Below are 24,832 nucleotides of genomic sequence, written 5' to 3' on the forward strand. Positions count from 1 at the left end.
GTGCGCCATGCTAGTCAACGATGAACAACAGCAGATCAGCGACGCCGTTCGCCAGTTTGCCCAGGAGCGCCTGCGGCCGTTTGCCGAGCAGTGGGACCGCGAGCACCGTTTCCCACGGGAGGCTATCGAGCAGATGGCCGAGCTGGGCCTGTTCGGCATGCTGGTGCCGGAGCAGTGGGGCGGCAGCGACACCGGCTATGTCGCCTACGCCATGGCCCTGGAGGAAATCGCCGCCGGCGATGGTGCCTGCTCGACCATCATGAGCGTGCACAACTCGGTGGGCTGCGTGCCGATCCTCAAGTTCGGCAGCGAGCAGCAGAAGCAGCAGTTTCTGACGCCGCTTGCCACGGGCGCGATGCTCGGTGCCTTTGCCCTGACCGAGCCCCAGGCGGGCTCCGATGCCAGCAGCCTGAAAACCCGTGCGCGCCGCGAGGGCGATCACTATGTGCTCAACGGCTGCAAGCAGTTCATCACCTCGGGGCAGAATGCCGGCGTGGTGATCGTGTTCGCGGTGACCGACCCGGCAGCCGGCAAGCGCGGCATCAGTGCCTTTATCGTGCCCACCGACTCGCCTGGCTACCAGGTGGCGCGGGTGGAGGACAAGCTCGGCCAGCATGCCTCCGATACCTGCCAGATCGTCTTCGAGAACGTGCGTGTGCCGCTGGCCAATCGCCTGGGCGAGGAGGGCGAGGGGTACCGGATCGCCCTGGCCAACCTGGAAGGCGGGCGCATCGGTATTGCCGCGCAATCGGTGGGCATGGCGCGGGCCGCGTTCGAGGTGGCACGTGACTATGCGCGCGAACGCGAGAGCTTCGGCAAGCCCCTGATCGAACACCAGGCGGTGGCGTTTCGCCTGGCCGACATGGCCACGCGCATCGCCATGGCCCGGCAGATGGTGCATCATGCCGCCGCCTTGCGTGATGCCGGGCGCCCGGCGCTGGTGGAAGCCTCGATGGCCAAGCTGTTTGCTTCGGAAATGGCCGAAAAGGTCTGTTCCGATGCCTTGCAGACCCTGGGCGGTTATGGCTATCTGAGCGACTTCCCGCTGGAGCGGATCTACCGTGACGTGCGGGTTTGCCAGATCTACGAAGGCACCAGCGACATTCAGCGCATGGTCATTGCGCGCAATCTTTGAAGGGAGCAGCTTGCATGAGTTTCGAAACCATTCTGTTGGACATCCGTGGCAAGGTCGGCCTGATCACCCTCAACCGGCCCCAGGCGCTCAACGCCCTCAACGCGCAGATCGTGCGCGAGCTGAACCAGGCGCTGGACCAGCTCGAAGCCGACCCGAACATCGGCTGCGTGGTGCTGACCGGTTCGGAGAAAGCCTTCGCCGCCGGTGCCGATATCAAGGAAATGGCCGAGCTGAGCTACCCGCAGATCTACATCGACGACCTGTTCAGCGACAGCGACCGCATCGCCAACCGCCGCAAGCCGATCATCGCCGCGGTGTCCGGCTTCGCCCTGGGCGGTGGCTGCGAGCTGGCACTGATGTGCGACTTCATCCTGGCCGCCGACAATGCCAAGTTCGGTCAGCCTGAAATCAACCTGGGCGTGTTGCCGGGCATGGGCGGCACCCAGCGCCTTACCCGCGCGGTGGGCAAGGCCAAGGCCATGGAGCTGTGCCTGAGCGGGCGCATGATGGGGGCCGAGGAGGCCGAGCGTGCCGGCGTGGTGGCGCGTATCGTGCCCAAGGAGCAGCTGCTCGAGGAGGCCCTCAAGGTGGCGGCACAGATCGCCAGCAAGTCGGTGCCGGTGGCGATGATGGTCAAGGAGAGCATTAACCGTGCTTTCGAGGTGAGCCTGTCCGAAGGCGTGCGCTTCGAGCGCCGGGTGTTCCATGCCGCGTTTGCCACCGAAGACCAGAAGGAAGGCATGGCGGCGTTCATCGCCAAGCGCGAGGCCCAGTTCAAGGACCGCTGAGCAACATCTACCACCTGCCCGGCAGGGCGTGACGCTGTACTGCGGCTTCTTTACTCACAAGGAAGTCGCATCATGGATGCAGCAGATACGCTTTTCGGGCAGTTGGCCACACACGCTTCGCTGTGCGGCCCCATCGGCCGCCAGATGGTCACCCGGCCCTCGTTGCACGCCGTGGCTGCGCAGGTGTGCGCGCAGCAATGGCAGGTGCGCGGGATCAAGGGCCCGGCGCCATCGGCCTTGACCCTGGTCAGGGGGCGGCCGGGGCAGGGCGCGCGGCTCGATTCGCTGGCCGATGCCCTGATACGGCGCTATTGCGAACGCACCTGCCTCAACCTGGCCAGCGGGCTGGACTACCTCACCCTGCAGCGCGGCGCCGAGTATCCGCAGGCCGCCGATGTCGACCTGCACGCGGTCGAAACCCTGCTCAATGAATGCGGGCCGTTGCTGCTCGATGAATACAAGCGTGTGCTCAGCCGTTACTGGGGCCAGGCCGAGCCGGGCCAGACCGCGCGCTGGGACTGGCTGGCCGATTACCTCAAAAGCCGTTTTTCCAGCGCCTGCGAACTGGCCCGAGGGGCTGGCGTGCTGGACGGGCTGGAGCTGGCCACGGCGACGATGGTCGGCATCTATCCACGGGCGACGCAGCGCGCGCAGTTCGGCAACGGCGCGGATGTACGCGTGTCGCTGCTGTGCCTGGATGCCGAACCCGGTGGCGGGCTGGACCCTGAACTGGCCAGCGCGGTGCTGATCGAGCGCCAGGTGCTCGGCCAGTTGCGCACTGTCGTGGTGCTCTACACCCTGGCGGGTGGGCTGTATCGCTTCGATTCGCGCCAGGCACTGCTGGAGGCATTGGCCAGGGGCTGGGGCGCGCAGGCTTCGGGCACCTTCAAGCTCAACCTGTACCAGACCGAACTGTCGATTTTCCAGGCCCAGGCGCGGTTGTTGTTCGAACAGCAATTGCGCCTGATCGATGCCATCGCCGCCGCACCTCTCGATTCGCAGGTCGACCCGGTGCAGACGCTGGTCGCGCGCCTGGACGAAGCCACCTCGCTGGTGCAGGTATGCGATGTGAGCGAGCGCCAGACCCTGGCCAGCCTGCGCGGGCTGTTGCCGACGTGGTTGCGCGACGCTGACGAGGCGCCGCGCCTGCAGTACACCGAGATGCTGGTGCGCCTGGCGCGGGCGCAGCAGCGCAGTGGCGGGCAGTCGTTCCTGCATGACCTGCCCGGCATGCCGGAGTACGCCTGGGCCCAGTGGCAGGCGGCGGTGCGTGCCGGGCACCCGGGCTTCACCCGTGCCGAGCTGGAGGATGTCGAGCTGGTCAACCGCCAGGTGATTGCCGGCGCCGGCGGCAGTGGGGGGGATTTTGCCCCGGCGGGCAGCATTCGCGAGGTGACGCTGAACCTGGCCCAACTGGCGGTGGGCAACCTGGGGCTGCTCAGGGCAGGCAGCGTCACTTTGCGCAGCCGCAGCGGCGCAGTGCTGCCGACATGGCTGGATCTTGCATTCATCAAGGCCCAGGTCACCCGCCTGGATGTGGGCCAGACCTACCCGGACCTGTTGCAGCACAGCCTGCTGGATGACCCTGTGCAGTCGGCCAGTCGCCAGCAGCTGTTCGTCGATCAGTTGCGCGAACAACTGCCGATGCTGGTGCTGGAGTACTGCCTGCGTCAACGCGAAGGGGTCAGTGCACTGAGTGCCCGGCGGGTCACGGCACTGTGCCGTGGCGAGGAAACCGACGCGGTGCTGCGTCCGTTGGGCCTGTTGCGCGAGGCCGGTGCACACCCCGATGTCGCGCTCAATGCGTACCTGGTCGAGGGCCGCGACCCGCGCCAGGGGCCGTGCCTGCTGTATCGCCCACTGCACCGCGAGCCGCTGCAGGAGTTCAGCTCGCGCCAGGCCCTGTTCGAGCGGTTGTGCGAGCCCGGCGCGCTGCACGACGATCTGCTGGCGCGGCTGCCTGCCAAGGCACAGCCGGTGTACGCGCGTGGCGGGCTGGAGCAGCCGCATACGGTGCGCTTTCTGCCCGGCTCGGACTTCGCTCCCCTTCAGGTGCCGGCCCCGGCGTCGTTCAGCGACGCGCTGATCGATGGCGACCCGCTGGTGCATCTGTACCGTAGCTGCGCCCAGGAACTGGTGGCCCGCGCCCGGGCCGGCTCGCAGTCATCCAGCGAACAGCGCTGGGCGGCCTATGCCGAACTGGGCTGGCTGATGTTCAACACGCTGTTGCCACTGTGCAATGGCCCGGTTGCGGTGGCCGGCTGGCTGGTGCAACTGACGGCAGGCCTGCGCGATACCTTGCAGCAACACCAGAGCGAGGGTGACGGGCAGCTGGCGGGATGGTTGTTCAACCTGGCGCTGACGTTGCTGGCGAGCAGGACCGACACCACCCGTCTCAAGCTCTCAACCCCTGCGCAAAGGGGCGAGTCGCCGCTGGCCCAGGTGCTGGAGCCCGAGTTCGGCCATGCCCTTGCTTCGCCCTCGGGCCAGGCGCTGGACAGCCTGGATTTCAGCTGGGCAGCGGCGGCGGACCGACTGAGCGGCGAACAGCGCGCGCGGCTGGTGCCCCTGCAGCGCGTGCAGGGCCGCGAGGGGCTGGGGGCACCGATCAGCCACGGGCCCTGGCAGGGGTTGTACCTGCATGAGGACCGTCTGTGGGTGGGTGTCAGCGGGCAGGTCTACCCCGTGGTGGAGGAGGATGCCGGCCTGCGAATCCGCGACGCGCAACAGCCTCCCGGGCCCTGGCTGCGGCACGCCGCCGATGGCAGCTGGCAATTCGACCTGGGCTTGCGCTTGCGTGGCGGCATGCCGCTGAATCGGCGCATCCAGCAGTTGCGTCTGGCCAACCAGGCTCGCGTGGAGGTTCTGCAGAAGGAACTGGACGACTACCAGCCGGTGCGCCAGGCCAGCGCCTTGCAGCTCAAGCGCGATCTGGACGAGGTGGTGAAACAGGAGCCGCAGCCCTCGGCCGAGCGATTGCAGCGCTATGTGGATGATCTGCGACGGCACGGGCAGGGGCTGGCCAAGGCGCGGGAAAGCCATGTGCAACTGAACCAGCTTAAAACCCTGGCAAACTTTCGCGCCCAGCAGGGCAACTACCTGTTCGAGGAGTCCAGCATTACCGTGCAGTTGCTGTACGCCTTGCGAAGCCTGTTCATGCATAACAAGGACGGCATAAACAACCTTCGCGGCGGCCAGGGTCAGGACCGTCTGCGCGAACTGGTGCTGGAAGGCACTTCGCCCACCTATCGGCAACTGGTGGTGCTGCTCGAAGGGGCCAAGACCCTGACCGAGCAGATCATCGACTGCTATCAGGCCCTCGATCGCCTGACCGGGCAGCTGCGCCAGATCCTGCCCGGCGGCCCGGCCCAGGCAAGCAGGATCGAGGCGATGCGCGGTGAAGAGCTGTCAGTCCAGGCCTGGCGTTCGTCCCAGATCAACATGCTGGGGGTGTTGGTGCTGCAGGCAGACCGCGGGCACGCCGGAGGCGAGGGTATCTACGAGACGGTGTTGTCTGCCCGATTGGGCTTGCAACTGGAGCTCGAGATGGGCGGGGCGTTCACCGATCAGGAACGGGTGCAGATGCTCGACAGCAGTGTGCGCCACTATGCCAGTGCACTGCAGGGCACCCAGCTGTACAAGGCCTCCAGCGCGGTTTTGCAGGGGGCGGCACAGGTGGAGGAGTACCAGCAGGTGCTGCAGGCCCTGCATGATGCTGCCCAGAAGCGACTGGCCGGGCTGATTCGCGACCTGCCACGCCAACCTTCGGCGCCACCGGCCTCAGGCAGCCGCTCGCGCACGTTGATACGCACCCGCAACCGCGGCGTGGTGGTGGGCCAGCAGCGTCGGCTGGCAGGGGCCGACAGTGACGTGGTGGTGGTGATCGACCCGGTGGAACAGCGCGAGCTGGCCCGCTACGAGGAAACCGCCGAGGCCGGTATCTGGCAGCCGGTGGAGCGCCCCCGCCCAGCACCTGCGCGCGCCACCCAGGCGCAGTTGCCGGGCTTGCTGGAGCGCTCCACGCGGTTGCTGAACGACTCGGCGCAGCAGCTCAGGCGCGCCGTCGCCCAGGCCAGGACCGCCATGCTTCCGGTGGAGATGGAAGAAATCCTGACGCAGCAGGCGCGCCCGCTTGACGAGCTGGCCCGGCAGATCGAACAGGCATTGACTGCCGGCAACGACACCGACCGGTCTGCTGCCGGCCAGGATGCGGCGCTGCAAGCCAAGGCCCTGCTCGAGCAGGCCAAGCATCTGCGTGATGAAGGGCGCCGTCTGCGTGTGCAGATGACCCTGGCACAGTTGCCGACGGTCAGTCGGGTGGCCTACCTCAAGGCCCAGGGCGAGGTCAGCCTGCACAGGCTCCAGCCGCGCAAGCCCACGCGAAAACGCAAGGGCCATGCCCAGGATTTCCTTCAGGAGTACGAAATCCACGACAAGGCGGGGCAGTTGCTGTGGGTGGCGCACTTTCATTACGCGACCCTGGACGCAGAGCCTGGGCTGTACACCGCGGCGCATCTGAAAACCGCCGCACAGCGGTTCGAGGGGGGGCAGTACCAGTTGCCGGCAGACGCCGACAATGAGCGCGTGATCCAGATCTACCGCAGCCAGATCGACAGCCGCTCGGCCCGGGCGCTGTTCCTGGACCTGTAGCGGCGCCCGCGCCTACTACCAAATGACGAGTTGTCCTCTGCCAAAGGGCGATTCGTCAGCCGCCCCGGGCTGCCTAAGATCCGTACACCGCCTGTCGTCATGACAGGCCCGGATCAACAGAGGCCCGAACATGATCTATGCAGCTCCCGGCACCGAAGGCGCCCTTGTCAACTTCAAACCGCGTTACGGCAACTACATCGGCGGCGAGTTCGTTGCCCCGCTGAACGGCCAGTACTTCACCAACAGCTCGCCGGTGAACGCCCAGGTCATCGCCGAATTTCCACGTTCCAGCGCCGAAGACGTCGAGCGCGCCCTGGACGCCGCCCACGCCGCTGCCGATGCCTGGGGCCGTACCAGCGTGCAGGACCGCTCGCGCATCCTGCTCAAGATTGCCGACCGTATCGAGCAGAACCTCGAAGTGCTGGCCATTGCCGAAACCTGGGACAACGGCAAGGCCATTCGCGAAACCCTGAATGCCGACGTGCCGCTGGCCGCCGACCATTTCCGTTACTTCGCCGGCTGCATCCGTGCCCAGGAAGGCAGCGCCGCCGAGATCAACGAAAACACCGCCGCCTACCACTTCCATGAACCGCTGGGTGTGGTCGGGCAGATCATTCCATGGAACTTCCCGCTGCTGATGGCCGCCTGGAAGCTCGCCCCGGCCCTGGCCGCCGGCAACTGCGTGGTGCTCAAGCCGGCTGAACAGACCCCACTGTCGATCACCGTGTTCGCCGAGCTGGTGGGCGATCTGCTGCCGCCGGGTGTGCTCAACATCGTGCAGGGCTTCGGGCGCGAGGCCGGTGAAGCGCTGGCCACCAGCAAGCGCATCGCCAAGATCGCCTTCACCGGTTCCACCCCGGTGGGCTCGCACATCATGAAGTGCGCTGCCGAGAACATCATCCCCAGCACCGTGGAGCTGGGCGGCAAGTCGCCGAACATCTTCTTCGAAGACATCATGCAGGCCGAGCCGAGTTTCATCGAGAAAGCCGCCGAAGGTCTGGTGCTGGCGTTCTTCAACCAGGGCGAAGTGTGCACCTGCCCATCGCGTGCGGTGATACAGGAATCGATCTACGAGCCGTTCATGGCCGTGGTGATGAAGAAGATCGCCCAGATCAAGCGTGGCAACCCGCTGGACACCGAAACCATGGTTGGTGCCCAGGCGTCCGAGCAGCAGTACGACAAGATCCTCTCGTACCTGGACATCGCCCGCGAAGAGGGCGCGCAGGTACTGACCGGTGGCGCCAGCGAGCGCCTGGCCGGCGACCTGTCGACCGGTTACTACATCCAGCCGACCCTGCTCAAGGGCCACAACAAGATGCGCGTGTTCCAGGAAGAGATCTTCGGCCCGGTGGTGGGCGTGACCACCTTCAAGGACGAGGCCGAGGCCCTGGCAATCGCCAACGACACCGAGTTCGGCCTGGGCGCCGGGCTGTGGACCCGCGACATCAACCGTGCCTACCGCATGGGCCGTGGCATCAAGGCCGGGCGCGTGTGGACCAACTGCTACCACCTGTACCCGGCGCACGCCGCGTTCGGCGGGTACAAGAAGTCCGGCGTGGGTCGTGAAACCCACAAGATGATGCTCGACCACTACCAGCAGACCAAGAACCTGCTGGTGAGCTACGACATCAATCCGCTGGGCTTCTTCTGACGCCCGATGGCTGTGGGAAAATCTGTTCCAAAGTAGCATTCGACCTGCGCCGGCAACGGTGTATTAATAGACGCACCGCAATCCTGTGGTGCCAGAAGAGGATGGACCTATGTGGAAAAAACCCGCGTTCACTGATCTGCGTATCGGCTTTGAAGTGACCATGTACTTCGCCAGCCGTTGATCCCTCTTGCGCCGGTGCCCCAAGGCACCGGCGCTGCCTTGTGCATCCCCCCTATCGTCTGATTGCAAAACCCTCCTGATGCTTTAGGCTGGCGCTACCTTAAAAGAACAAGAAGGCGTCGCATGAGCCCGAACCTGAGCCAGTTGCGTAAATTCGTCTCTCCGGAAATCATCTTCGGTGCCGGCTGTCGGCACCATGTGGCCAATTACGCCAGGACCTTCGGCGCGCGCAAGGTACTGCTGGTCAGTGACCCTGGCGTGATCGCCGCCGGCTGGGTCGGCGACATCGAGGCCAGCCTGCAGGCGCAGGGCATTGATTACTGCCTGTACAGCGACGTGTCGCCCAACCCGCGGGTCGAAGAGGTCATGGCCGGCGCCGAGAGCTATCGCAGCGAACAGTGCGACGTGATCGTGGCCGTTGGCGGCGGCAGCCCGATGGACTGCGCCAAGGGCATCGGCATCGTGGCGGCCCACGGCCGGCACATCCTGGAGTTCGAAGGGGTCGACACCATCCGAGTGCCGAGCCCGCCGCTGATCCTGATCCCGACCACCGCCGGCACCTCGGCCGACGTGTCGCAGTTCGTGATCATCTCCAACCAGCAGGAACGCATGAAGTTCTCCATCGTCAGCAAGGCGGTGGTACCCGATGTGTCGCTGATCGACCCTGAAACCACCCTGAGCATGGACCCGTTCCTCTCGGCCTGTACCGGTATCGACGCGCTGGTGCATGCCATCGAGGCGTTCGTGTCCACCGGCCATGGGCCGCTGACCGACCCCCATGCCCTTGAGGCAATGCGCCTGATCAACGGCAACCTGGTGCAGATGATCGCCAACCCGCAGGACATCGCCCTGCGCGAGAAGATCATGCTCGGCAGCATGCAGGCCGGGCTGGCCTTCTCCAATGCCATCCTCGGGGCGGTCCACGCCATGTCCCACAGCCTGGGCGGGTTTCTCGACCTGCCCCACGGTCTGTGCAATGCGGTGCTGGTCGAGCATGTGGTGGCCTTCAACTACAGCGCCGCCCCCGATCGCTTCAAGTTGATCGCGCAGACCCTGGGTATCGATTGCCGCGGGCTGAACCACAATCAGGTCCGCCAGCGCCTGGTCGAGCACCTGATCGCGCTCAAGCACGCCGTGGGCTTTCACGAAACCCTGGCCTTGCATGGGGTGGGCAGCAGCGACATTCCGTTCCTGTCGCAGCATGCGATGGACGACCCGTGCATCCTCACCAACCCGCGGACTTCGAGCCAGCGTGACGTCGAGGTGGTGTATGGCGAAGCCCTCTGAGCCTGGCGCGAATGCGCTGGCCGGGCTGCTGGGGCTGAGCAACCACACTGTTCGCAAAAGCCACTACCCGGAACTGGCGGCGCGCCTGGACGAGCTGGAAACCGAGCGCAAGCGCTATTCGTGGCTGTTCGAGCATGCGGTGCACGGCATCTTCCAGGCCAGCCTCGACGATGGCCTGCGCGCCGCCAACCCGGCGCTGGCGCGCATGCTGGGGTATGCCGACCCCCAGGCGGTGCTGTTTTCCCGGCGTGACCTGGCCAGCCACCTGTTCGTGGGCGGCCAGGCCGAGTTGCAGGACATTGCCCAGGTGCTGCAGCGCGAGCAGGCCCTGCTGGGTTACGAAACCCAGTTGCGACGCAAGGACGGCAGCAGCATCGATGTGCTGATGAACCTGTTGCTGCGCCCGGACGAGGAGGGCGTGGTCGAGGGGTTCGTCGCCGACATCACCGAGCGCAAGCTGGCGCAGGAGCGTCTGCAGCAACTCAACGACGAGCTGGAGCAGCGCGTGGCCGAGCGTACCCGCCAGCTGATGGAGGCACGCGATGCGGCCCAGGCGGCCAACCGCAGCAAGGACAAGTACCTGGCCGCCGCCAGCCACGACCTGCTGCAACCGCTCAACGCTGCACGCCTGTTGATTTCGACCCTGCGCGAGCGCCAGTTGCCGCAGGCCGAGCAATTGCTGGTGGAGCGCGCGCACCAGGCGCTGGAAGGCGCCGAAGACCTGTTGAGCGATCTGCTGGATATTTCCCGGCTCGACCAGGCGGCAATCAAGCCTGACCTTGACCTGTACCTGCTGGACGATGTGCTGGCGCCGCTGGCCTCGGAGTTTCAGCCGGTGGCGGCTGCCGAGGGCCTGGGCCTGCGTTTGCGCAGCGGACGCCAGGTGATCCGCACCGATGTGCGGCTGCTGACGCGGATCCTGCGCAACTTCCTCAGCAACGCCTGCCGCTACACCGAACAGGGGCGCATCCTGCTGGGGGCGCGGCGGCGTGGCGACTGCCTGCGCCTGGAGGTCTGGGATACCGGGCGCGGCATTGCTGCGCAGCGCCTGCAATCGATCTTTCTCGAATTCAACCAGCTCGATGTGGGCCGCGCCGCCGATCGCAAGGGGGTGGGCCTGGGCCTGGCGATCGTCGAGCGCATTGCGCGGATCCTCGATTACCCGGTACGGGTGCGCTCCTGGCCGGGGCGCGGTTCGGTGTTCAGCATCGATGTGCCGCTCTCCACCGAACGTCGTTGCCCGCCGGTGCTGGCGCCAGCACCGCTGCCGAGCGTCGGCGACCCGCTGCCGGGGCGCCGCCTGCTGGTGCTGGACAACGAACTGAGCATCCTGCAGAGCATGGCCGCCCTGCTGGCCCAGTGGGGGTGCGAGGTGCTGACCGCGACCGACCGCAAGACGGCATTTCAGGTGTTGCAGGGGCGCGCGCCGGAACTGGTGCTGGCGGACTTTCACCTGGACCACGGGGTGACCGGCTGCGAAGTGGTGCGCGACCTGCGTGAGCATTTCGCGGTGACCATACCCGCCGTGATGATCACCGCCGATCGCAGCGACCAGAGCCGCCGTGCGATGCAGCGCCTGGGCGCGCCATTGCTCAACAAGCCGGTCAAGCCGGGCAAGCTGCGTGCGGTGCTGAGCCAGCTGCTGGGCGAGGCGGGCGTGCGATAAACAGCGAGACTACCCCCGCGGACGAGTTTTTTTGCTATAAAGGCCGCCCTCAGGGGAGCGTTGACGCTCGTTCGAGGGGCATTTCGGACAAAACCACCTTCATTTGTATTGCCCCTTGCGAAACTCGGCCTTAGACTGCCGCCCCCTGTAAATTGAGTGCCGGATGGTGCTTGAAGAATTGCGCCGCCGGCGAGCTGTTCGCCGGTAGCACCCGATCGCCTAAATGCACGTATTTTTTATAGAGAAATCAATGACAAAGGAAAAGTTGCTGGCCATGCCGGCCGATGACTACATGAACGCTGAGCAGCATGCCTTTTTCACCGAGCTGTTGCAGTCGATGAAAGTGGAGATCCATGAGCGCATCGAGAAAAGTCGTGTAGCCATCGAAAGCCTGGACACCCCTGCTGATCCTGCCGACGCCGCCTCGGTCGAAGAAGAGCGTCACTGGCTGGTCAACACCATCGACCGCGACCAGCGCCTGCTGCCCCAGCTGGAAATTGCCCTGGGCCGCATCAAGGACGACAGCTTCGGCTGGTGTGAAGACAGCGGCGAGCCGATCGGCCTCAAGCGCCTGCTGATCAGCCCCACCACCAAGTACTGCATCGAGGCGCAAGAGCGCCACGAGCAGCTCGACAAGCACCAGCGTCAGGCCTGACGCCCGCTGTCGTGCCAGCAAGCCCCGGGTTCACAGCCCGGGGCTTTTGCGTTTCTTTGCCTTGCATCAAGCAGGAGGGTCTTACATCCAACGAAGCATGGATAATGGCCTTGTAGTGGCGTTTAATGGGGGCACAATAACGACACTGCGGGAACCATTGTTATGATGCGAGAAGGATCTCTGCCTGGCACGCTGGTGCCGCTGCAAGGTACGTCCACTGGCGCCCGGCGCTGGTCGGGCACGGCGCTGCAAAGCCTGGTGCTGGTGGTGTTGCTCAGTGCCATGGCGTTTGCCGATGTGTCCTTCTACCTGTGTCTGCCACTGGCCTTGCTGGCCCTGTGGCTGCCGTTGATGCGCAAGCGGCCGGCCGAGGTGGTGAGCGAGCAGGACCCGCTGGGCGACCTGACCCGTGACCTGGCCCAGGCCACCAGCCACAACGCGCTGTCTGCCGCTGGCGTTGCCCATGCGGTGCAGCAACTGGCCGACAAGCTGCAATCGCAACTGGTGTCGGCGGCGCAGATCGTCAGCAGTGCCGAAGTCATGATCGGTACCGAGAAAGCCACTTCGCAGCTCAGCCAGCAGGCCCTGGGCGCGGCCCGCGAGGCCCACCACAGCAGTGCTGCCGGCAGAACGGTGCTGGCCGAGTCGATCCAGCGCATGCACCAGCTCAGCGCCCGTGCCAACGACAGCCGCGAACTGATCGAGGCGCTGCACCAGCGCAGCGAAGACATTGCCCGGGTTACCCTGGTGATCCAGACCATCGCCAGCCAGACCAACCTGCTTGCATTGAACGCGGCCATCGAGGCCGCGCGCGCCGGCGAACATGGTCGTGGCTTTGCCGTGGTGGCCGATGAGGTGCGTGGCCTGGCCGGACGTACCGCCAGTGCCACCGAGGAGGTCGGCCTGATGGTGGCCGATATCCAGCAGCGTACCGCCCAGGTGGTGGAGCAGATCCGTGAGTTGTCCGATGACCTGCACCAGGGGGTGGACCAGGTCGAGCACACCGGCGAGCAACTGGACGCCATCGCCGGGCTCGCCGCTGGCGTCGAGCAGCAGATCGATGCGATCGCTGCCGGTACCGAGACCAACCGTACTCAGCTCGACAGCCTGTTCCAGGCCGTGGCGCAGATGCGCAGCGACCTGGTGGTGAGCGACCAGCAGACCCAGCGCCTGGCCCAGGCAGCCGTGCAGATGGAAGGTCAGGCCGAGCGTATCAGCGAGCGTCTGGCCGAGGTGGGGCTGGATGACTACCACCAGCGCGTATACGACCTTGCCCGCCAGGGGGCCCAGAAAATCGCCGATTGCTTCGAGGCCGACATCGCCCAGGGGCGCATCAGCGTCGATGCTCTGTTCGATCGCCAGTATCAGTTGCTGCCCGGTACCCGCCCGGCCCGTTACCGCACGCGTTTTGACGACTACACCGACCAGGTACTGCCCGCGATCCAGGAGCCGCTGCTGGCCCAGCATGAAGGCCTGGTGTTCGCCATTGCCTGTACTCAGCAGGGCTATGTGCCGACCCACAACAACGCCTTCAGCCAGCCACTGACCGGTGACGAGGCGACCGATACCGCGCACAACCGCAGCAAGCGCAAGTTCGACGACCGTACCGGTATCCGTTGCGGCAGCCATCAGCAACCGGTGCTGCTGCAGACCTATACCCGTGACACGGGCGAGCTGATGCATGATCTGTCGGTGCCGATCCAGGTACAGGGGCGCCACTGGGGCGGCTTGCGCCTGGGCTATCGACCCCAGCACAGCGTGATTTCCTGAGTCGGATTTGTTGCGCTTGATGCAAAACAGCTATGCCGGGGATAGCTTTTTCCCGCAAGGGGCAGGGGTTTATCATCGCCTCATCGTTAGGCTGCTAATTAAATTCCGGAGGGAATCATGCAGTGCAAGGTCGATGTGGCGGTGATGATCGGCAGTGGCGTTCCCATTTCGCTGCGTTCGGTGGGCATGCGCGTGTGCTGGGTGGTGCTGGTCAACGGTGAGCGCAGAGGCACCGCGTTCGCCAGCCGTGACGAGGCACACGCCTGTCGCGCCGCCTGGCTGGCACAGTTCGATGGGCAGGGGCTGGACGCCTGTCAGGCCGGGTAGGCGCGGGGCCTGGCCTCGAGGGTCCTTGCCAGGTCGCAGGCCTCCCCGTGATGTCGGCGAAAGCCTTTCACCCGGCCCGTGGCAGACTCCGTGATATGGAAAAAACCGACGCCAGCCGGCACTACAATGTAGCGCGGCCGGGTTTTGCCGGATGCACTCCCGATATTTTTTGATACTTCTAGTGTATTGCCCACTCGACGTGTTTCGGTGTTTTCGTGCATATTCGCTTCCCTGTGCAGTGAACATGTTCGTCCAGAGGTCCTTCGTTCTGGGATCTTTCTTTCAGCTATCGCATTTTTTCAGCGAGCACGCTGTCAGAGAAATCGGTTGCACTTTGGGAAATGGCTGTTTGTAGCCGCCGGTTATCAACTGGCAGGGCACGACGTGTTTTCCTTCGCAGCCTGGTGTCTGTGCGTACGAACAACCCTGGCACTGATCCACTAGTCTTTCAGACTTCAAATTGAAAACCGGGACCTTCGCGGCGCAGTGCCGCCTGCGAGGTGGCGGGGTGATGCTGGTTTTGAGGAATTAATCATTGGCAGTCAGTAATCTGGATATGCACGCCCTCTTCGTGTTGGGCGACCTGCGGGCCAAGTTGGTCAAACAGTTTCAATCGCGCTTCGTCTACGTGACCGAACAAAGTGCCGAAGGTATCTACCTTGCCGAGATCGATACCGAAGAGGCCCTGGTGGTCGATGACAAACAGCGGCTTGAACTGAAAGTGGGCGATCACTTTCGGGCGGCGGTATTGCCCAGCCGCGAAGGTGGCAAGTTGGAGATCCGCTTTCGCGACATCAAGCTGACCGTCTACGAACTGGGCGATTATGCGTTCGTGACCGTGCCCGAAGGGCATGGCATCGTGTTCCGCGAGGGGCAGACCGTGGTGATGGTGTTTGCTGCCCACGAGCAGATCAAGGAAGGCCTGACCAAGACCCTGAAGGCTGCCACGGCCAAGGCCGCCAAATGGCGCAAGGGCGAACTGACCTTCAAGGCCAGCGAGTGAGCAGTACCGCTGCGGCGTCGGGGCGTGCGCGCTTCCACGCCGAGCATCAGGCCCGCGCCCAGGCCCAGGCCCTGGAGTGGCTGGCACAACGCGCGGTGCTGCAGGGCGCCTGGTTGAACTGGGTGGCAGGGCAGCTGTATCAGCTGAGCCCGCCGGAATATGCGGCAATGGTGCGCCGCGAGCTGCAGGTGTTGGCAGCTCGATAGGGCCAGGTGTCAGTGCCCGGTATCGCGCCCGCGGCCACTGCTGACCTCTTCGGGTACGTCATCCCCGGCCATGCGCTTGCGAAACAACCCGGCCCGCGCCAGCAGCAGGGTGGTCACCGGCACGGTGATCGACAGCAGGATCGGGATCAGCCAGGCGTGCAGTACGGGCGAGTGCTTGAGGCCCGAAAAGTACAGGATCGAAGCCATGGCCACGCACCAGGTGCCGAAGGTCGACGCCAGGGCGGGCGGGTGCATGCGCTGGAAGAAGGTCTTCAGGCGCAGCAGGCCTACCGCGCCGCTCAGGGCGAACAGGCTGCTGACGACCAGCAGCACAGCCGTGACCACTTCAAGCCAGAACGGCAATTCGACGGTCGAGTTCATTCGATCACCTCGCCACGCAGCAGGAATTTGGCCAGGGCAAACGAGCCGACAAAGCCGAACAGGGCTATCAGCAGCGCACCTTCGAAGTAGGTGTCGCTGGCGTAGCGGATACCCAGCACCAGCATCATCAGCATGGCCAGAATGTACAGGTAGTCCAGCGCCAGTACCCGGTCCTGCGCCGAAGGGCCCTTGAACAGGCGCACCAGGGTCAGGGCCATGGCCAGGGCAAAGATGAACAGGCTGGCGAGAATGGCGTTGGCGAGCAGGCCAGTCATTCGAAAATCTCCATCAGCGGACGTTCGTAGGTGTGCTTGAAGTGGTCGATGAACTGCGTTTCATCGTCCAGATCGAAGACATGCAGCAGCAGGATGCTGCGGTCCAGCGCCAGCTCCGACCAGATGGTGCCGGGAATGACCGTGGTGATCATCGACAGCGCCGCCAGGCCATGGGCATCGCGCAGGTCCAGCGGAATACGTATGAAGCGCGAGCGTGGCGGCCGGCCACCGGCCTGCCATACGCTACGGGCAACCTGCAGGTTGGACATCACCACATCGCCCCCCACTCGCAGAATCAGCCGCACGATGGTGCCCGGCTTGCGTATGCGCACCGGTAGCGGACGCAGCGGCGCCATCAGGATGGGTGCCAGGATTGCCAGCAGTGCGCCAAGCAGCAGGTTGCCGGCACTCAGCGAGAGGTTGAGCAGCAACCACAACCCCCAGAGCGAAAGCGACAGCAGTGGCGCGGGAAACAGGCGCTTCATGGCTGCACCTGCCCGGCAATCGCCTCGCTGGTGGGGCCGGGCACCGGTCGCGTGCCGAGTACCGCATTGACGTAGCTGGCAGGGTCCTTGAGCCCGGCTGCCGTGTCCTGGGTGTAGCGCAGCAGTGGTTCGGCGCGCACGCTCAGCAGTACGCACAGCCCCAGCAGCAGCACGATGGGAATGCACTCATTGCGCCGTAGCAACGGCGAGGGGCGCTCCTGCGGGGTCCAGAAGCGCTGGATGCCGACACGGGTCAAGGCGATCAGCGATGCCAGGCCCGAGAGCACCAGCAAGGCCACCAGGCCCCAGCCGGCTGCGGACAGCGGCTGGTCGACCGGCACGCCCAGGCCGTTGGGGTTGAACAGGGCGCTGATCAGGCTCAGGTTGCCGATGAAACCGGACAGCGGCGGCATGCCGATGATCAGCAGCGCGCAGGCGATGAAGCTCAGGCCCAGGAATGCCATGGTCCAGGGAATCACCTGGCCGATCACCGCCTTCTGTTCATCGTCCAGGTTGATGCCCTTGGGCGGCTGCAGCGATTCCAGGGGCGAGGGCAGCGCATCGGTGTCGTCTTCCAGCGGGATCTCGTTGGCCGAGCGCGAGCGCTCGATCAGCTCGGCCAGCAGGAACAGCGCGCACAAGGCCAGGGTGGAGCTCACCAGGTAGAACAGGGCGGCGGCGGTCAGCGCCGCCTGGCCGAAGCCGATGGCGGCCAGCAAGGTGCCGGCCGAGACCAGGATGCTCAGGCTGGCCATGCGCTCCAGGCGTTGCGCCGCCAGGATCGACAGCGCCGCGCAGCCCAGGGTGGCCAGGCCACCGATGACCAGCCACTCGCCGCCGAAGAACGCCGAAGCGCCGGCCTGACCGGAGAACAGCAAGGTCCACAGGCGCAGCACGGTATAGGTGCCCACCTTGGTCATGATCGCGAACAGTGCGGCAACCGGGGCACTGGCCGACGAGTAGGCCGGGACCAGCCAGAAGTTGAGCGGCCAGATACCCGCCTTGGCCAGAAAGGCCGTGGCCAGAATCGCCGCGCCGGCATGCAGCAGGCCGCGGTCGGCCTCGGGCACCAGCGGAATCTTCAGGGCCAGGTCAGCCATGTTCAGGGTACCGGTGACCCCATAGAGCATCGCCGCCCCCACCAGGAACAGCGAGGAAGCGAGCAGGTTGATGGCAATGTAGTGCAGGCCGGCCTTGACCCGCGCACGACCCGAGCCATGCAGGATCAGGCCGTAGGAGGCGGCCAGCAGCACTTCGAAGAACACGAACAGGTTGAACAGGTCGGCCGTCAGGAAGGCGCCGTACAGGCCCATCAGCTGGATCTGGAACAGGGCGTGGAAGCTGGCGCCTGCGCGGTCCCAGCGCGCGGTGGCGAACACCAGCGCGCTGACCCCGACGATGCCGGTGAGTACCAGCATCAGTGCCGAAAGGCGGTCGAGTACCAGCACGATGCCGAAGGGGGCCTGCCAGTTGCCCGGCAGGTACACGCCGATCGAGCTGGCCTGGCCCTGCTCCTGCACCCACAGCAGCAGGCAGATCGAAATACCCAGCCCGGCCAGGCTGGAGATCAGGTTGATGCGGGCCTTGAGCGGCCGGCGCTTTTCGCCCAGCAGCAGCATCAGTGCGGCGGTCAGCAGCGGCAGCAGAATGGGCGCGACGATCAGTTGGTTCATCACACTCATTCTTTAGGCTCCCGGCCATCCACGTGGTCGGTGCCGGTCAGCCCGCGCGAAGCCAGCAGCACCACCAGGAACAAGGCGGTCATGGCGAAGCTGATGACGATGGCCGTCAGTACCAGTGCCTGGGGCAACGGGTCGGTGTAATGGAGCAGGTCCTGGGGTACGCCGTCCTTGATGATCGGCTCCTTGCCGATGAACAGGCTGCCCATGCTGAAGATGAACAGGTTGACGCCGTACGACAGCAGACACAGGCCCATCACCACCTGGAAGGTCCGTGGGCGCAGGATCAGCCACACGCCTGACGCGGCGAGCACACCGATGGCAATTGCAATCACTTCTTCCATCAGGCGGCTCCCGGGTTGACGGTGGGTTTGGGCTGGCTGCTCGGCCGGTGGCTGCGCACCGACTGGTGGGCCAGTGCGGTGAGGATCAGCAGGGTGGACCCGACCACCACGGTAAAGATGCCCGTGTCGAAGAACAGGGCGCTGGCGACATGGATGTCGCCCAGTATCGGCAGGTCAAGGTGCGCGGTATGCGTGGTCAGGAACGGGTAGCCGAGCAGCATCGCCCCGGCCCCGGTGAGGGTTGCCAGCAGCAGGCCGGTGCCCATCCAGCGCAGCGGACGCAGGCTCATCTGGGCTTCCACCCACTGGGTGCCGGCGACCATGTACTGCAGGATGAACGCCACCGACATCACCAGGCCGGCGACGAAGCCGCCACCGGGCTGGTTGTGGCCGCGCATGAACAGGTACATCGAGATCACCAGCGCGATCGGCAGCAGCAGTCGCACCAGGGCAGCGGGCACCATCATGAAGCCCAGCGCGGTATCGGCGGCCTGACGCGGGTTGACCAGGTCGGTGACCACGTCCGGCGCCAGCAGGCGCTGCTGGGCAGGTAGCTGGATGCTCTCCTTGGGCGGGCGGAAGCGGCGCAGCAGGGCAAACACGCTCAGTGCCACGGCCACCAGTACGGTGATTTCACCCAGGGTATCGAAGCCGCGGAAGTCAACCAGCATCACGTTGACCACGTTGGTGCCGCCACCCTCGGGCAGCGCCCGGCTCAGGTAGAAGGAAGAAATCACGTTGGGTGTCGGGCGGGTCAGCATTGCGTACGACAGCAAGGCCATGCCACCGCCGACCAGCACCGCCAGCAGCAGGTCGCGCAGGCGGCGTGCCACAGCGCGCTCCTTGCTGCCGGGCAGGGGCGAGATGTCTTCGATACGCCGTGGCAGCCAGCGCAGGCCCAGCAGGATCAGCACCGTGGTGACCACTTCGACCACCAGTTGGGTGAGTGCCAGGTCCGGCGCCGAGAACCAGACGAAGGTGATGCAGGTCATCAGGCCGCAGACGCTGACCATGGTCAGGGCCGCCAGCCGGTGGTACTTGGCCTGCCACGCAGCGCCGATGGCACAGATGATCGCGATCAGCCAGAGCATCACGAATACACCTGAGCCCGGGATCTTGGGCCGGTCGCCCCAGCTCAACCCGGTTTGCAGCATGGGCAGCACGCCGGCGAGCAGGGCGATGAGCACCAGCATGAACAGCTGCTTCTGCAGGCGGCGGGTGGTGAACAGGCGCTCGAAGCGGCGCGCCACACGCATCAGCAGCACCTGGCCGTGTTCGAAGAGGCGCTTGCCATTGAACAGCTCGATCAGCGGCGGGTAGAGGAAGCGCCCGCGCTTGAGCTGATTGCGCAGCACCAGGTAGAGCACCACGCCGCCGCACATGGCGATCAGGCTCATGATCAGTGGTGCATTCCAGCCGTGCCAGATGGCCAGGCTGTACTCGGGCAGCGTGCCACCCACCACCGGCAGTGCGGCAGCGGCCAGCAGCGGGCCCACCGACTGGGCAGGGAAGATACCCACCACCAGGCAGGTCAGCACCAGCAAGTCGACCGGCGCGCGCATCCAGCGCGGCGGCTCGTGGGGGGTATGGGGCAGGTCGGTGGCCGGCGGGCCGAAAAACACGTCGACGGTGAAGCGCAGCGCATAGGCGACGCTGAAGGTGCCCGCCAGGGTCGCGATGATCGGCAAGGTGGTTTCGACCCAGGCCGTGGAACTGATGAACACGGTTTCGGCGAAGAACATTTCCTTGGACAGAAAGCCGTTCATCAAGGGTACGCCGGCCATCGAGGCACTGGCGACCATGGCCAGGGTGGCGGTGAACGGGATCAGCCGGAACAGCCCGCTGAGCTTGCGGATATCGCGGGTGCCGCTTTCATGGTCGATGATGCCGGCGGCCATGAACAGCGAGGCCTTGAAGGTGGCATGGTTGAGAATGTGGAACACCGCCGCTACCGCTGCCAGCGGGCTGTTCAGGCCCAGCAGCAGGGTGATCAGGCCCAGGTGGCTGATGGTCGAGTAGGCCAGCAGGCCCTTGAGGTCGTTCTGGAACATGGCCGCATAGGCGCCCAGCAGCAGGGTGCAGGCCCCTGCGCCGCTGACGATCCAGAACCATTCTTCGCTGCCGGCCAGCGACGGCCATAGCCGGGCCAGCAGGAACACCCCGGCCTTGACCATGGTGGCCGAGTGCAGATAGGCCGAGACCGGCGTGGGCGCGGCCATGGCGTGGGGAAGCCAGAAGTGGAAGGGGAATTGAGCGCTCTTGGTCAGGGCGCCGAGCAGGATAAGGGGAAGCAGAATGGGGTAGAGGGCATGACTGCGAATCAGGTCACCGGCGGCCAGGACCTTGTCCAGGTCATAGCTGCCCACCACATGGCCGAGCAGCAGTACCCCCGCCAGCAGGCACAAGCCACCGGCCCCGGTGACCATCAGCGCCATATAGGCGCCGCGCCGTGCATCGGCACGGTGGTGCCAGTAACCGATCAGCAGGAACGAGAACAGGCTGGTCAGTTCCCAGAAGAACACCATCTGGATCAGGTTGCCAGAGATCACCAGGCCCAGCATGGCACCCATGAACGCCAGGAAAAACGCGAAGAAACGCGGAACCGGGTCCTGGGGTGACATGTAGTAGCGCGCATACAGCGACACCAGGGTGCCGATGCCCAGCACCAGCAGCGAGAACAGCCAGGCGAACCCGTCCATGCGCAGCACGAGATTGAAGCCCAGGCTCGGCAGCCACAGAAATTCTTCACGGATGACGCCGCCATCGGCAATTTGCGGGTACAGGAGTGCGACCTGCACGGTACCGACCAGCGCGACAAGGCCGGCCAGAAGTGATTCGCTGTTACGCGCGTTGTGCGGCAGTACAGCCGCCAGACAGCTGCCAACAAACGGCAGAAGCAGTAGAACTATCAAGGACATAGATTTCTAATCTGCAGAGGTTTGTAAGGGATCATACGTGGCGCCCCGTCGATCACCAACACGCAAGCTGTCGCAGAATCCTACTTTTGCGCCTCATCAACGCGTTTTTTTATAACAGTTTTTTACAAGAATTGTGCCGCTATTGCAGATTACCGGTCCGTTTGTTGCACCTGTTGATCGTCATCACTGGCGCCGAGGGGCTCGCCACGACGTTTGATCTTCAGTTCGCTGACCACCACCGCGATCACGATCAGTAGCCCGCCGAGCAGTGCGATGCCCGGCAGACGCTCGCCCGCCAGGCGGCCGACGATACCGGCCCATACCGGCTCTGCAGCGTAGATCAGCGTAGCCCGGGTGGGCGAGACTGATTGCTGGGCCCAGTTCATTGCCACCTGGATCACCGCACTCATGGCGCCCAGGCCGACGGCACTACCCAGCAGCAGCCAGGAAAAGTCCGGCAGGGCTTCCCGGGTGGGCACCACCATCATGAACGACAGCGCCGACGCGGTAGCCAGTTGCACCACGGTCACGCGGCGCACGTCGACCTTGCCGGCATAGTTGCTGATCAGAATGATCTCGGCTGCGATTGCCACGGCGCCGATCAGCGTGGCGATTTCGCCGGGGCTGAACTGCAGCGAGCTGCCACTGGGGCCGGCCACCAGCATCAGTCCGGCGAACGCCAGGCCAATGCCCAGGCTCGGCATCAGCCCCGGGCGCCGGCCCAGCACCAGCCACTGCAGCAGCGGTACAAAAGGTACGTACAAGGCGGTGATGAATGCCGACTGGCTACTGGTGATGGTTTGCAGGCCCACGGTCTGCAGGCCGTAGCCCAGCATGATCGAGGCGCCGATCAGCACGCCGGCCTTGACTTCGAACCAGGTCAGGCCGGACAGCGCACGCGCACTGAACGCTCCGACAAACAGCGCCGCCGCTGCAAAGCGCAGGCCGACGAAGAACATCGGGCCGCTGACGGTCATCACGTTATGCACCAGCAGAAAAGTGGCGCCCCAGAGCATGGTGATGAACACCAGCACCAGTTCGGCCTTGCTCAGGCGCAATGAAAGGAAGAGGGATCGGGCAGTGGTCGGCGAGGTCATGGGCTTGCACACGTGGGGCGAGCGACGCACAATGCGTCGGAAGGTGGGCAGTATACTGCGCAAGCCATGTGAGTGAGCAATATAGTGCACAAAGATTCCAGTCAGCGGGCCTCCGTGCTTCAGCACGTGAGCCAGAATATCCGGCGCCTGCGCCATGCGGCAGAGCTGAGCCAGAGCGCCCTTGCAGAAAAATCCGGTGTCAGCCGACGCATGCTGGTGGCAATAGAAGCGGGTGAAAAGAATGTCAGCCTGACCACCCTCGACCTGATCGCCGAGGCCTTGTCGGTGGCGTTCAGCGACCTGATCCAGGCACCTGACAGCCGTGACCCTGATCGCATCAACGAACTGGCCTGGGCCGGTGTGCACCCCGGCAGCAAGGCCGTGTTGCTGGCAAGTTCCAGGGCCAGCCGCGAGGTGGAGTTGTGGGAGTGGCGCCTGGAGCCGGGCGAGGTGTACCCGGCCGAGGCCGATTTCGACGGCTGGAGCGAACAGATCTACGTGTTCGAGGGGCGCCTTACCCTGGTGATAGAAACGCAGGAATATGTGCTGGCGGCTGGCGATTTCTACAGCTTCGCCAGCAACCGCATGCATGCCTACCGCAACGATGGCGACGTGGCGACGCGCTTCGTGCGCAACGTGGTGATCTGAAGGCCTGTCAGCGCCGATTGGCGTCAAGCCACTCCTGGGTGGAGACCACCTGCGCGTAGGCGAAGGCCAGCGACGCCATGTACGCCGCGTGGGCCTGGGCCGCCGGTACGACCACGCCGTTGAATTCCAGGTCGCGGGTGGCGCAGGCATCGTGCACCACCGTGGTGCCATAGCCCATGTCCGAGGCGGCCCGGGCGGCGGCATCGATGCACATGTGGCTCATGCTGCCGACCAGGGTCAGGCCGGTAATCTTGTGCTGGTCGAGCAGGGCCTTGAGGTCGGTGCCCAGAAAGCTGTTGACGTTGTGCTTGAGCACCACCGGCTCGCCCTCGCGAGCGGCTGCTTTCGGATGAATCTGCGCGCCTTCGGAGCCCGGAGTGAAGAAAGGTGCATCGGCGGACTCGAACTCATGACGTACATGGACCACCAGGTCGCCGTTTTCGCGGGCGGCCTGGATGATCCGTGCGGCGTTGTCGGCGGCCGCATCGGCGCCGTGCAGCGTCCATTTGCCGCCGGGGAAGTAGTCGTTCTGGATGTCGACGATGATCAGTGCCTGTTTGCTCATGGTGCAGTCCTTCAGGAGAATGGTTGTGACGTGCTGATAGTTATAGGCTTGTGCGACAGGCTTGCGCATTGGCGCGACCGACAAATTGGCGGGAAAAACTGACAATGGATGCAATCGGCGATCAGGTCGAGATCGGTATTCTGGTTTACCCAGGTGCCCAGATGGCGGCAGTGCACGGCCTGACCGACCTGTTCGCGGTAGCCAACCGCATGGCCGCCGACCTCGGGGCGCGACGCAGCCCGCTGCTGCGGGTGTGCCACTGGGCCGAGGTGCCGGGACAGCCGCTGGCGGTGAGCTTCGACAGTCACCCGCAGGCGCATCACCGCCCACGAGTGATGATCATCCCGCCCAGCCTGACCGAGGAGCCGGGCCCCGAACTGATCGAACGTTTCTGCAACGACCTGCGTCAGTGGCACCGCGAAGGCGCGCTGCTGGTGTCGGTGTGTGTCGGGGTGTTCTTCATTGCCGCCAGCGGCCTGCTCGACGGTCGCTCCGCCACAACTCACTGGAATTTTGCCCAATCGCTGGCCGAGCGCTTTCCCCTGGTCAAGGTCGAGGCCAACCTGCCGTTGCTGGAAGATGGCGACATCATTACCTCGGCCGGATTGATGGCCTGGACCGAGTTGGGGCTCAAGCTGGTCGAGCGCTTCCAGGGGCAGACCCTGGCGGCTGAGACGGCGCGATTTCTCGCGGTGGCGCCAGTGCATGCCATGCCTGGGCCGGGCAGCGTGTTCAGCCCGCGCCTGGACCATGGCGACGAAGCGGTGCTCAAGGTGCAGCACTGGCTGCAGAGCACGGGGGCGCGGGAGGTCAACCTGGCCTTGATGGCCGACTGCGCAGGGCTCGAGCAGCGCACCTTCCTGCGGCGTTTTCGCAGCGCCACCGGCCTCAAACCCACCGAGTACTGTCAGCAGGTGAGGGTAGGGCGCGCTTGCCGGATGCTCGAGTTCACCAACCGCAGCATCGACCAGATCGCCTGGGGTGTTGGCTACCAGGACCCTGGTGCGTTTCGCAAGGTCTTCCACAAGGTCACAGGGCTTGCGCCAGGCGAGTACCGCAAGCACGTGGTCGGTCCTGCGGGCTGATCCTCCTTTGGTACCGCACCGCTGCCCTTGCGGTGGA

The 24,832-nt window shown here is 65.0% G+C and carries 22 protein-coding genes; 14 read left to right on the top strand and 8 right to left on the bottom strand.

Going from position 1 to position 24,832, the window contains the following annotated elements; translation table 11 throughout:
- The first annotated feature begins 7 nt into the window (after nucleotides 1-7).
- From MF6396_RS12870 to MF6396_RS12930, 12 genes are all read left to right on the top strand, one after another.
- Nucleotides 8-1,135, top strand: a complete 1,128-nt coding sequence (locus MF6396_RS12870; RefSeq protein ID WP_078480512.1) for an acyl-CoA dehydrogenase — start codon at nucleotides 8-10, stop codon at nucleotides 1,133-1,135.
- A 14-nt stretch (nucleotides 1,136-1,149) separates the two neighbouring features.
- Nucleotides 1,150-1,923, top strand: a complete 774-nt coding sequence (locus MF6396_RS12875) for an enoyl-CoA hydratase (RefSeq protein WP_043860114.1) — start codon at nucleotides 1,150-1,152, stop codon at nucleotides 1,921-1,923.
- Nucleotides 1,924-1,995: 72 nt separating this feature from the next.
- Nucleotides 1,996-6,573 (top strand): hypothetical protein, encoded by a 4,578-nt coding sequence (locus tag MF6396_RS12880; RefSeq protein ID WP_078480513.1) that lies wholly within the window; start codon nucleotides 1,996-1,998, stop codon nucleotides 6,571-6,573.
- A 130-nt stretch (nucleotides 6,574-6,703) separates the two neighbouring features.
- Nucleotides 6,704-8,224: an acetaldehyde dehydrogenase ExaC gene (exaC, locus tag MF6396_RS12885; protein ID WP_043860112.1), complete on the top strand. Its 1,521-nt coding sequence runs from the start codon at nucleotides 6,704-6,706 to the stop codon at nucleotides 8,222-8,224.
- A gap of 109 nt (nucleotides 8,225-8,333) precedes the next feature.
- Nucleotides 8,334-8,405 carry a pyrroloquinoline quinone precursor peptide PqqA gene (gene pqqA, locus MF6396_RS12890; protein WP_020289857.1) on the top strand — a complete coding sequence of 24 codons (72 nt, stop codon included), beginning with the start codon at nucleotides 8,334-8,336 and terminating at the stop codon, nucleotides 8,403-8,405.
- Between the two features lie 122 nt (nucleotides 8,406-8,527).
- Nucleotides 8,528-9,691, top strand: a complete 1,164-nt coding sequence (gene ercA, locus MF6396_RS12895; RefSeq protein WP_078480515.1) for an alcohol dehydrogenase-like regulatory protein ErcA — start codon at nucleotides 8,528-8,530, stop codon at nucleotides 9,689-9,691.
- Complete coding sequence (locus MF6396_RS12900) at nucleotides 9,675-11,357, top strand: hybrid sensor histidine kinase/response regulator (protein WP_078480516.1); 1,683 nt, start codon at nucleotides 9,675-9,677, stop codon at nucleotides 11,355-11,357. The genes ercA and MF6396_RS12900 overlap by 17 nt, the downstream gene beginning before the upstream one ends.
- Nucleotides 11,358-11,607: 250 nt before the next feature.
- Nucleotides 11,608-12,012, top strand: a complete 405-nt coding sequence (locus MF6396_RS12905; RefSeq protein WP_043860109.1) for a TraR/DksA family transcriptional regulator — start codon at nucleotides 11,608-11,610, stop codon at nucleotides 12,010-12,012.
- Nucleotides 12,013-12,552: 540 nt separating this feature from the next.
- Nucleotides 12,553-13,782, top strand: coding sequence for a methyl-accepting chemotaxis protein (locus MF6396_RS12910; protein ID WP_408980702.1), 1,230 nt, complete (start codon nucleotides 12,553-12,555; stop codon nucleotides 13,780-13,782).
- A gap of 117 nt (nucleotides 13,783-13,899) precedes the next feature.
- Nucleotides 13,900-14,109, top strand: a complete 210-nt coding sequence (locus tag MF6396_RS12915) for a hypothetical protein (RefSeq protein ID WP_054915725.1) — start codon at nucleotides 13,900-13,902, stop codon at nucleotides 14,107-14,109.
- A gap of 535 nt (nucleotides 14,110-14,644) precedes the next feature.
- Nucleotides 14,645-15,112 (top strand): hypothetical protein, encoded by a 468-nt coding sequence (locus tag MF6396_RS12925; protein WP_043860106.1) that lies wholly within the window; start codon nucleotides 14,645-14,647, stop codon nucleotides 15,110-15,112.
- Nucleotides 15,109-15,318 (top strand): hypothetical protein, encoded by a 210-nt coding sequence (locus MF6396_RS12930; protein WP_235384112.1) that lies wholly within the window; start codon nucleotides 15,109-15,111, stop codon nucleotides 15,316-15,318. The genes MF6396_RS12925 and MF6396_RS12930 overlap by 4 nt, the downstream gene beginning before the upstream one ends.
- A gap of 9 nt (nucleotides 15,319-15,327) precedes the next feature.
- Here the strand turns inward: MF6396_RS12930 and MF6396_RS12935 are convergent, their stop codons facing one another.
- From MF6396_RS12935 to MF6396_RS12965, 7 genes are all read right to left on the bottom strand, one after another.
- A complete protein-coding gene (locus MF6396_RS12935; RefSeq protein ID WP_043860104.1) occupies nucleotides 15,328-15,699 on the bottom strand; it encodes a Na+/H+ antiporter subunit G in 372 nt (123 codons plus the stop codon).
- Nucleotides 15,696-15,974: a K+/H+ antiporter subunit F gene (locus MF6396_RS12940; protein WP_043860103.1), complete on the bottom strand. Its 279-nt coding sequence runs from the start codon at nucleotides 15,972-15,974 to the stop codon at nucleotides 15,696-15,698. Before MF6396_RS12940 ends, MF6396_RS12935 begins: the two co-directional genes overlap by 4 nt.
- Nucleotides 15,971-16,459: a Na+/H+ antiporter subunit E gene (locus MF6396_RS12945; protein ID WP_043860102.1), complete on the bottom strand. Its 489-nt coding sequence runs from the start codon at nucleotides 16,457-16,459 to the stop codon at nucleotides 15,971-15,973. The genes MF6396_RS12940 and MF6396_RS12945 overlap by 4 nt, the downstream gene beginning before the upstream one ends.
- On the bottom strand, nucleotides 16,456-18,141 hold the full coding sequence (locus MF6396_RS12950) for a monovalent cation/H+ antiporter subunit D (protein ID WP_078480521.1): 1,686 nt from the start codon (nucleotides 18,139-18,141) through the stop codon (nucleotides 16,456-16,458). Before MF6396_RS12950 ends, MF6396_RS12945 begins: the two co-directional genes overlap by 4 nt.
- On the bottom strand, nucleotides 18,138-18,482 hold the full coding sequence (locus MF6396_RS12955; RefSeq protein WP_007986256.1) for a Na+/H+ antiporter subunit C: 345 nt from the start codon (nucleotides 18,480-18,482) through the stop codon (nucleotides 18,138-18,140). Before MF6396_RS12955 ends, MF6396_RS12950 begins: the two co-directional genes overlap by 4 nt.
- A complete protein-coding gene (locus MF6396_RS12960; protein WP_078480522.1) occupies nucleotides 18,482-21,400 on the bottom strand; it encodes a monovalent cation/H+ antiporter subunit A in 2,919 nt (972 codons plus the stop codon). Before MF6396_RS12960 ends, MF6396_RS12955 begins: the two co-directional genes overlap by 1 nt.
- A 149-nt stretch (nucleotides 21,401-21,549) precedes the next feature.
- On the bottom strand, nucleotides 21,550-22,497 hold the full coding sequence (locus MF6396_RS12965) for a DMT family transporter (RefSeq protein WP_078480523.1): 948 nt from the start codon (nucleotides 22,495-22,497) through the stop codon (nucleotides 21,550-21,552).
- A gap of 84 nt (nucleotides 22,498-22,581) precedes the next feature.
- On the opposite strand from MF6396_RS12965, the gene MF6396_RS12970 reads away from it, so the two are divergent.
- Complete coding sequence (locus MF6396_RS12970) at nucleotides 22,582-23,145, top strand: helix-turn-helix domain-containing protein (RefSeq protein WP_058540604.1); 564 nt, start codon at nucleotides 22,582-22,584, stop codon at nucleotides 23,143-23,145.
- A 7-nt stretch (nucleotides 23,146-23,152) separates the two neighbouring features.
- Here MF6396_RS12970 and MF6396_RS12975 read toward each other — a convergent pair whose 3' ends face one another.
- Nucleotides 23,153-23,710, bottom strand: coding sequence for a cysteine hydrolase family protein (locus tag MF6396_RS12975; RefSeq protein WP_054915728.1), 558 nt, complete (start codon nucleotides 23,708-23,710; stop codon nucleotides 23,153-23,155).
- A 104-nt stretch (nucleotides 23,711-23,814) separates the two neighbouring features.
- On the opposite strand from MF6396_RS12975, the gene MF6396_RS12980 reads away from it, so the two are divergent.
- Nucleotides 23,815-24,795: a GlxA family transcriptional regulator gene (locus MF6396_RS12980; protein WP_058540605.1), complete on the top strand. Its 981-nt coding sequence runs from the start codon at nucleotides 23,815-23,817 to the stop codon at nucleotides 24,793-24,795.
- Nucleotides 24,796-24,832 lie beyond the last annotated feature (37 nt).

The sequence above is a fragment of the Pseudomonas sp. MF6396 genome (assembly GCF_002018915.1).
In the GTDB taxonomy this organism is placed as follows: Bacteria; Pseudomonadota; Gammaproteobacteria; order Pseudomonadales; family Pseudomonadaceae; genus Aquipseudomonas; species Aquipseudomonas palmensis.

Bases quoted from the DNA above. Each gene is read 5' to 3' on its own strand.
- MF6396_RS12870 (WP_078480512.1), top strand. From the start codon at position 8: ATGCTAGTCAACGATGAACAACAGCAGATCAGCGACGCCGTTCGCCAG.
- MF6396_RS12875 (WP_043860114.1), top strand. From the start codon at position 1,150: ATGAGTTTCGAAACCATTCTGTTGGACATCCGTGGCAAGGTCGGCCTG.
- MF6396_RS12880 (WP_078480513.1), top strand. From the start codon at position 1,996: ATGGATGCAGCAGATACGCTTTTCGGGCAGTTGGCCACACACGCTTCG.
- exaC (WP_043860112.1), top strand. From the start codon at position 6,704: ATGATCTATGCAGCTCCCGGCACCGAAGGCGCCCTTGTCAACTTCAAA.
- ercA (WP_078480515.1), top strand. From the start codon at position 8,528: ATGAGCCCGAACCTGAGCCAGTTGCGTAAATTCGTCTCTCCGGAAATC.
- MF6396_RS12900 (WP_078480516.1), top strand. From the start codon at position 9,675: ATGGCGAAGCCCTCTGAGCCTGGCGCGAATGCGCTGGCCGGGCTGCTG.
- MF6396_RS12905 (WP_043860109.1), top strand. From the start codon at position 11,608: ATGACAAAGGAAAAGTTGCTGGCCATGCCGGCCGATGACTACATGAAC.
- MF6396_RS12910 (WP_408980702.1), top strand. From the start codon at position 12,553: ATGATCGGTACCGAGAAAGCCACTTCGCAGCTCAGCCAGCAGGCCCTG.
- MF6396_RS12915 (WP_054915725.1), top strand. From the start codon at position 13,900: ATGCAGTGCAAGGTCGATGTGGCGGTGATGATCGGCAGTGGCGTTCCC.
- MF6396_RS12935 (WP_043860104.1), bottom strand. From the start codon at position 15,699: ATGAACTCGACCGTCGAATTGCCGTTCTGGCTTGAAGTGGTCACGGCT.
- MF6396_RS12940 (WP_043860103.1), bottom strand. From the start codon at position 15,974: ATGACTGGCCTGCTCGCCAACGCCATTCTCGCCAGCCTGTTCATCTTT.
- MF6396_RS12945 (WP_043860102.1), bottom strand. From the start codon at position 16,459: ATGAAGCGCCTGTTTCCCGCGCCACTGCTGTCGCTTTCGCTCTGGGGG.
- MF6396_RS12950 (WP_078480521.1), bottom strand. From the start codon at position 18,141: ATGAGTGTGATGAACCAACTGATCGTCGCGCCCATTCTGCTGCCGCTG.
- MF6396_RS12955 (WP_007986256.1), bottom strand. From the start codon at position 18,482: ATGGAAGAAGTGATTGCAATTGCCATCGGTGTGCTCGCCGCGTCAGGC.
- MF6396_RS12960 (WP_078480522.1), bottom strand. From the start codon at position 21,400: ATGTCCTTGATAGTTCTACTGCTTCTGCCGTTTGTTGGCAGCTGTCTG.
- MF6396_RS12965 (WP_078480523.1), bottom strand. From the start codon at position 22,497: ATGACCTCGCCGACCACTGCCCGATCCCTCTTCCTTTCATTGCGCCTG.
- MF6396_RS12975 (WP_054915728.1), bottom strand. From the start codon at position 23,710: ATGAGCAAACAGGCACTGATCATCGTCGACATCCAGAACGACTACTTC.
- MF6396_RS12980 (WP_058540605.1), top strand. From the start codon at position 23,815: ATGGATGCAATCGGCGATCAGGTCGAGATCGGTATTCTGGTTTACCCA.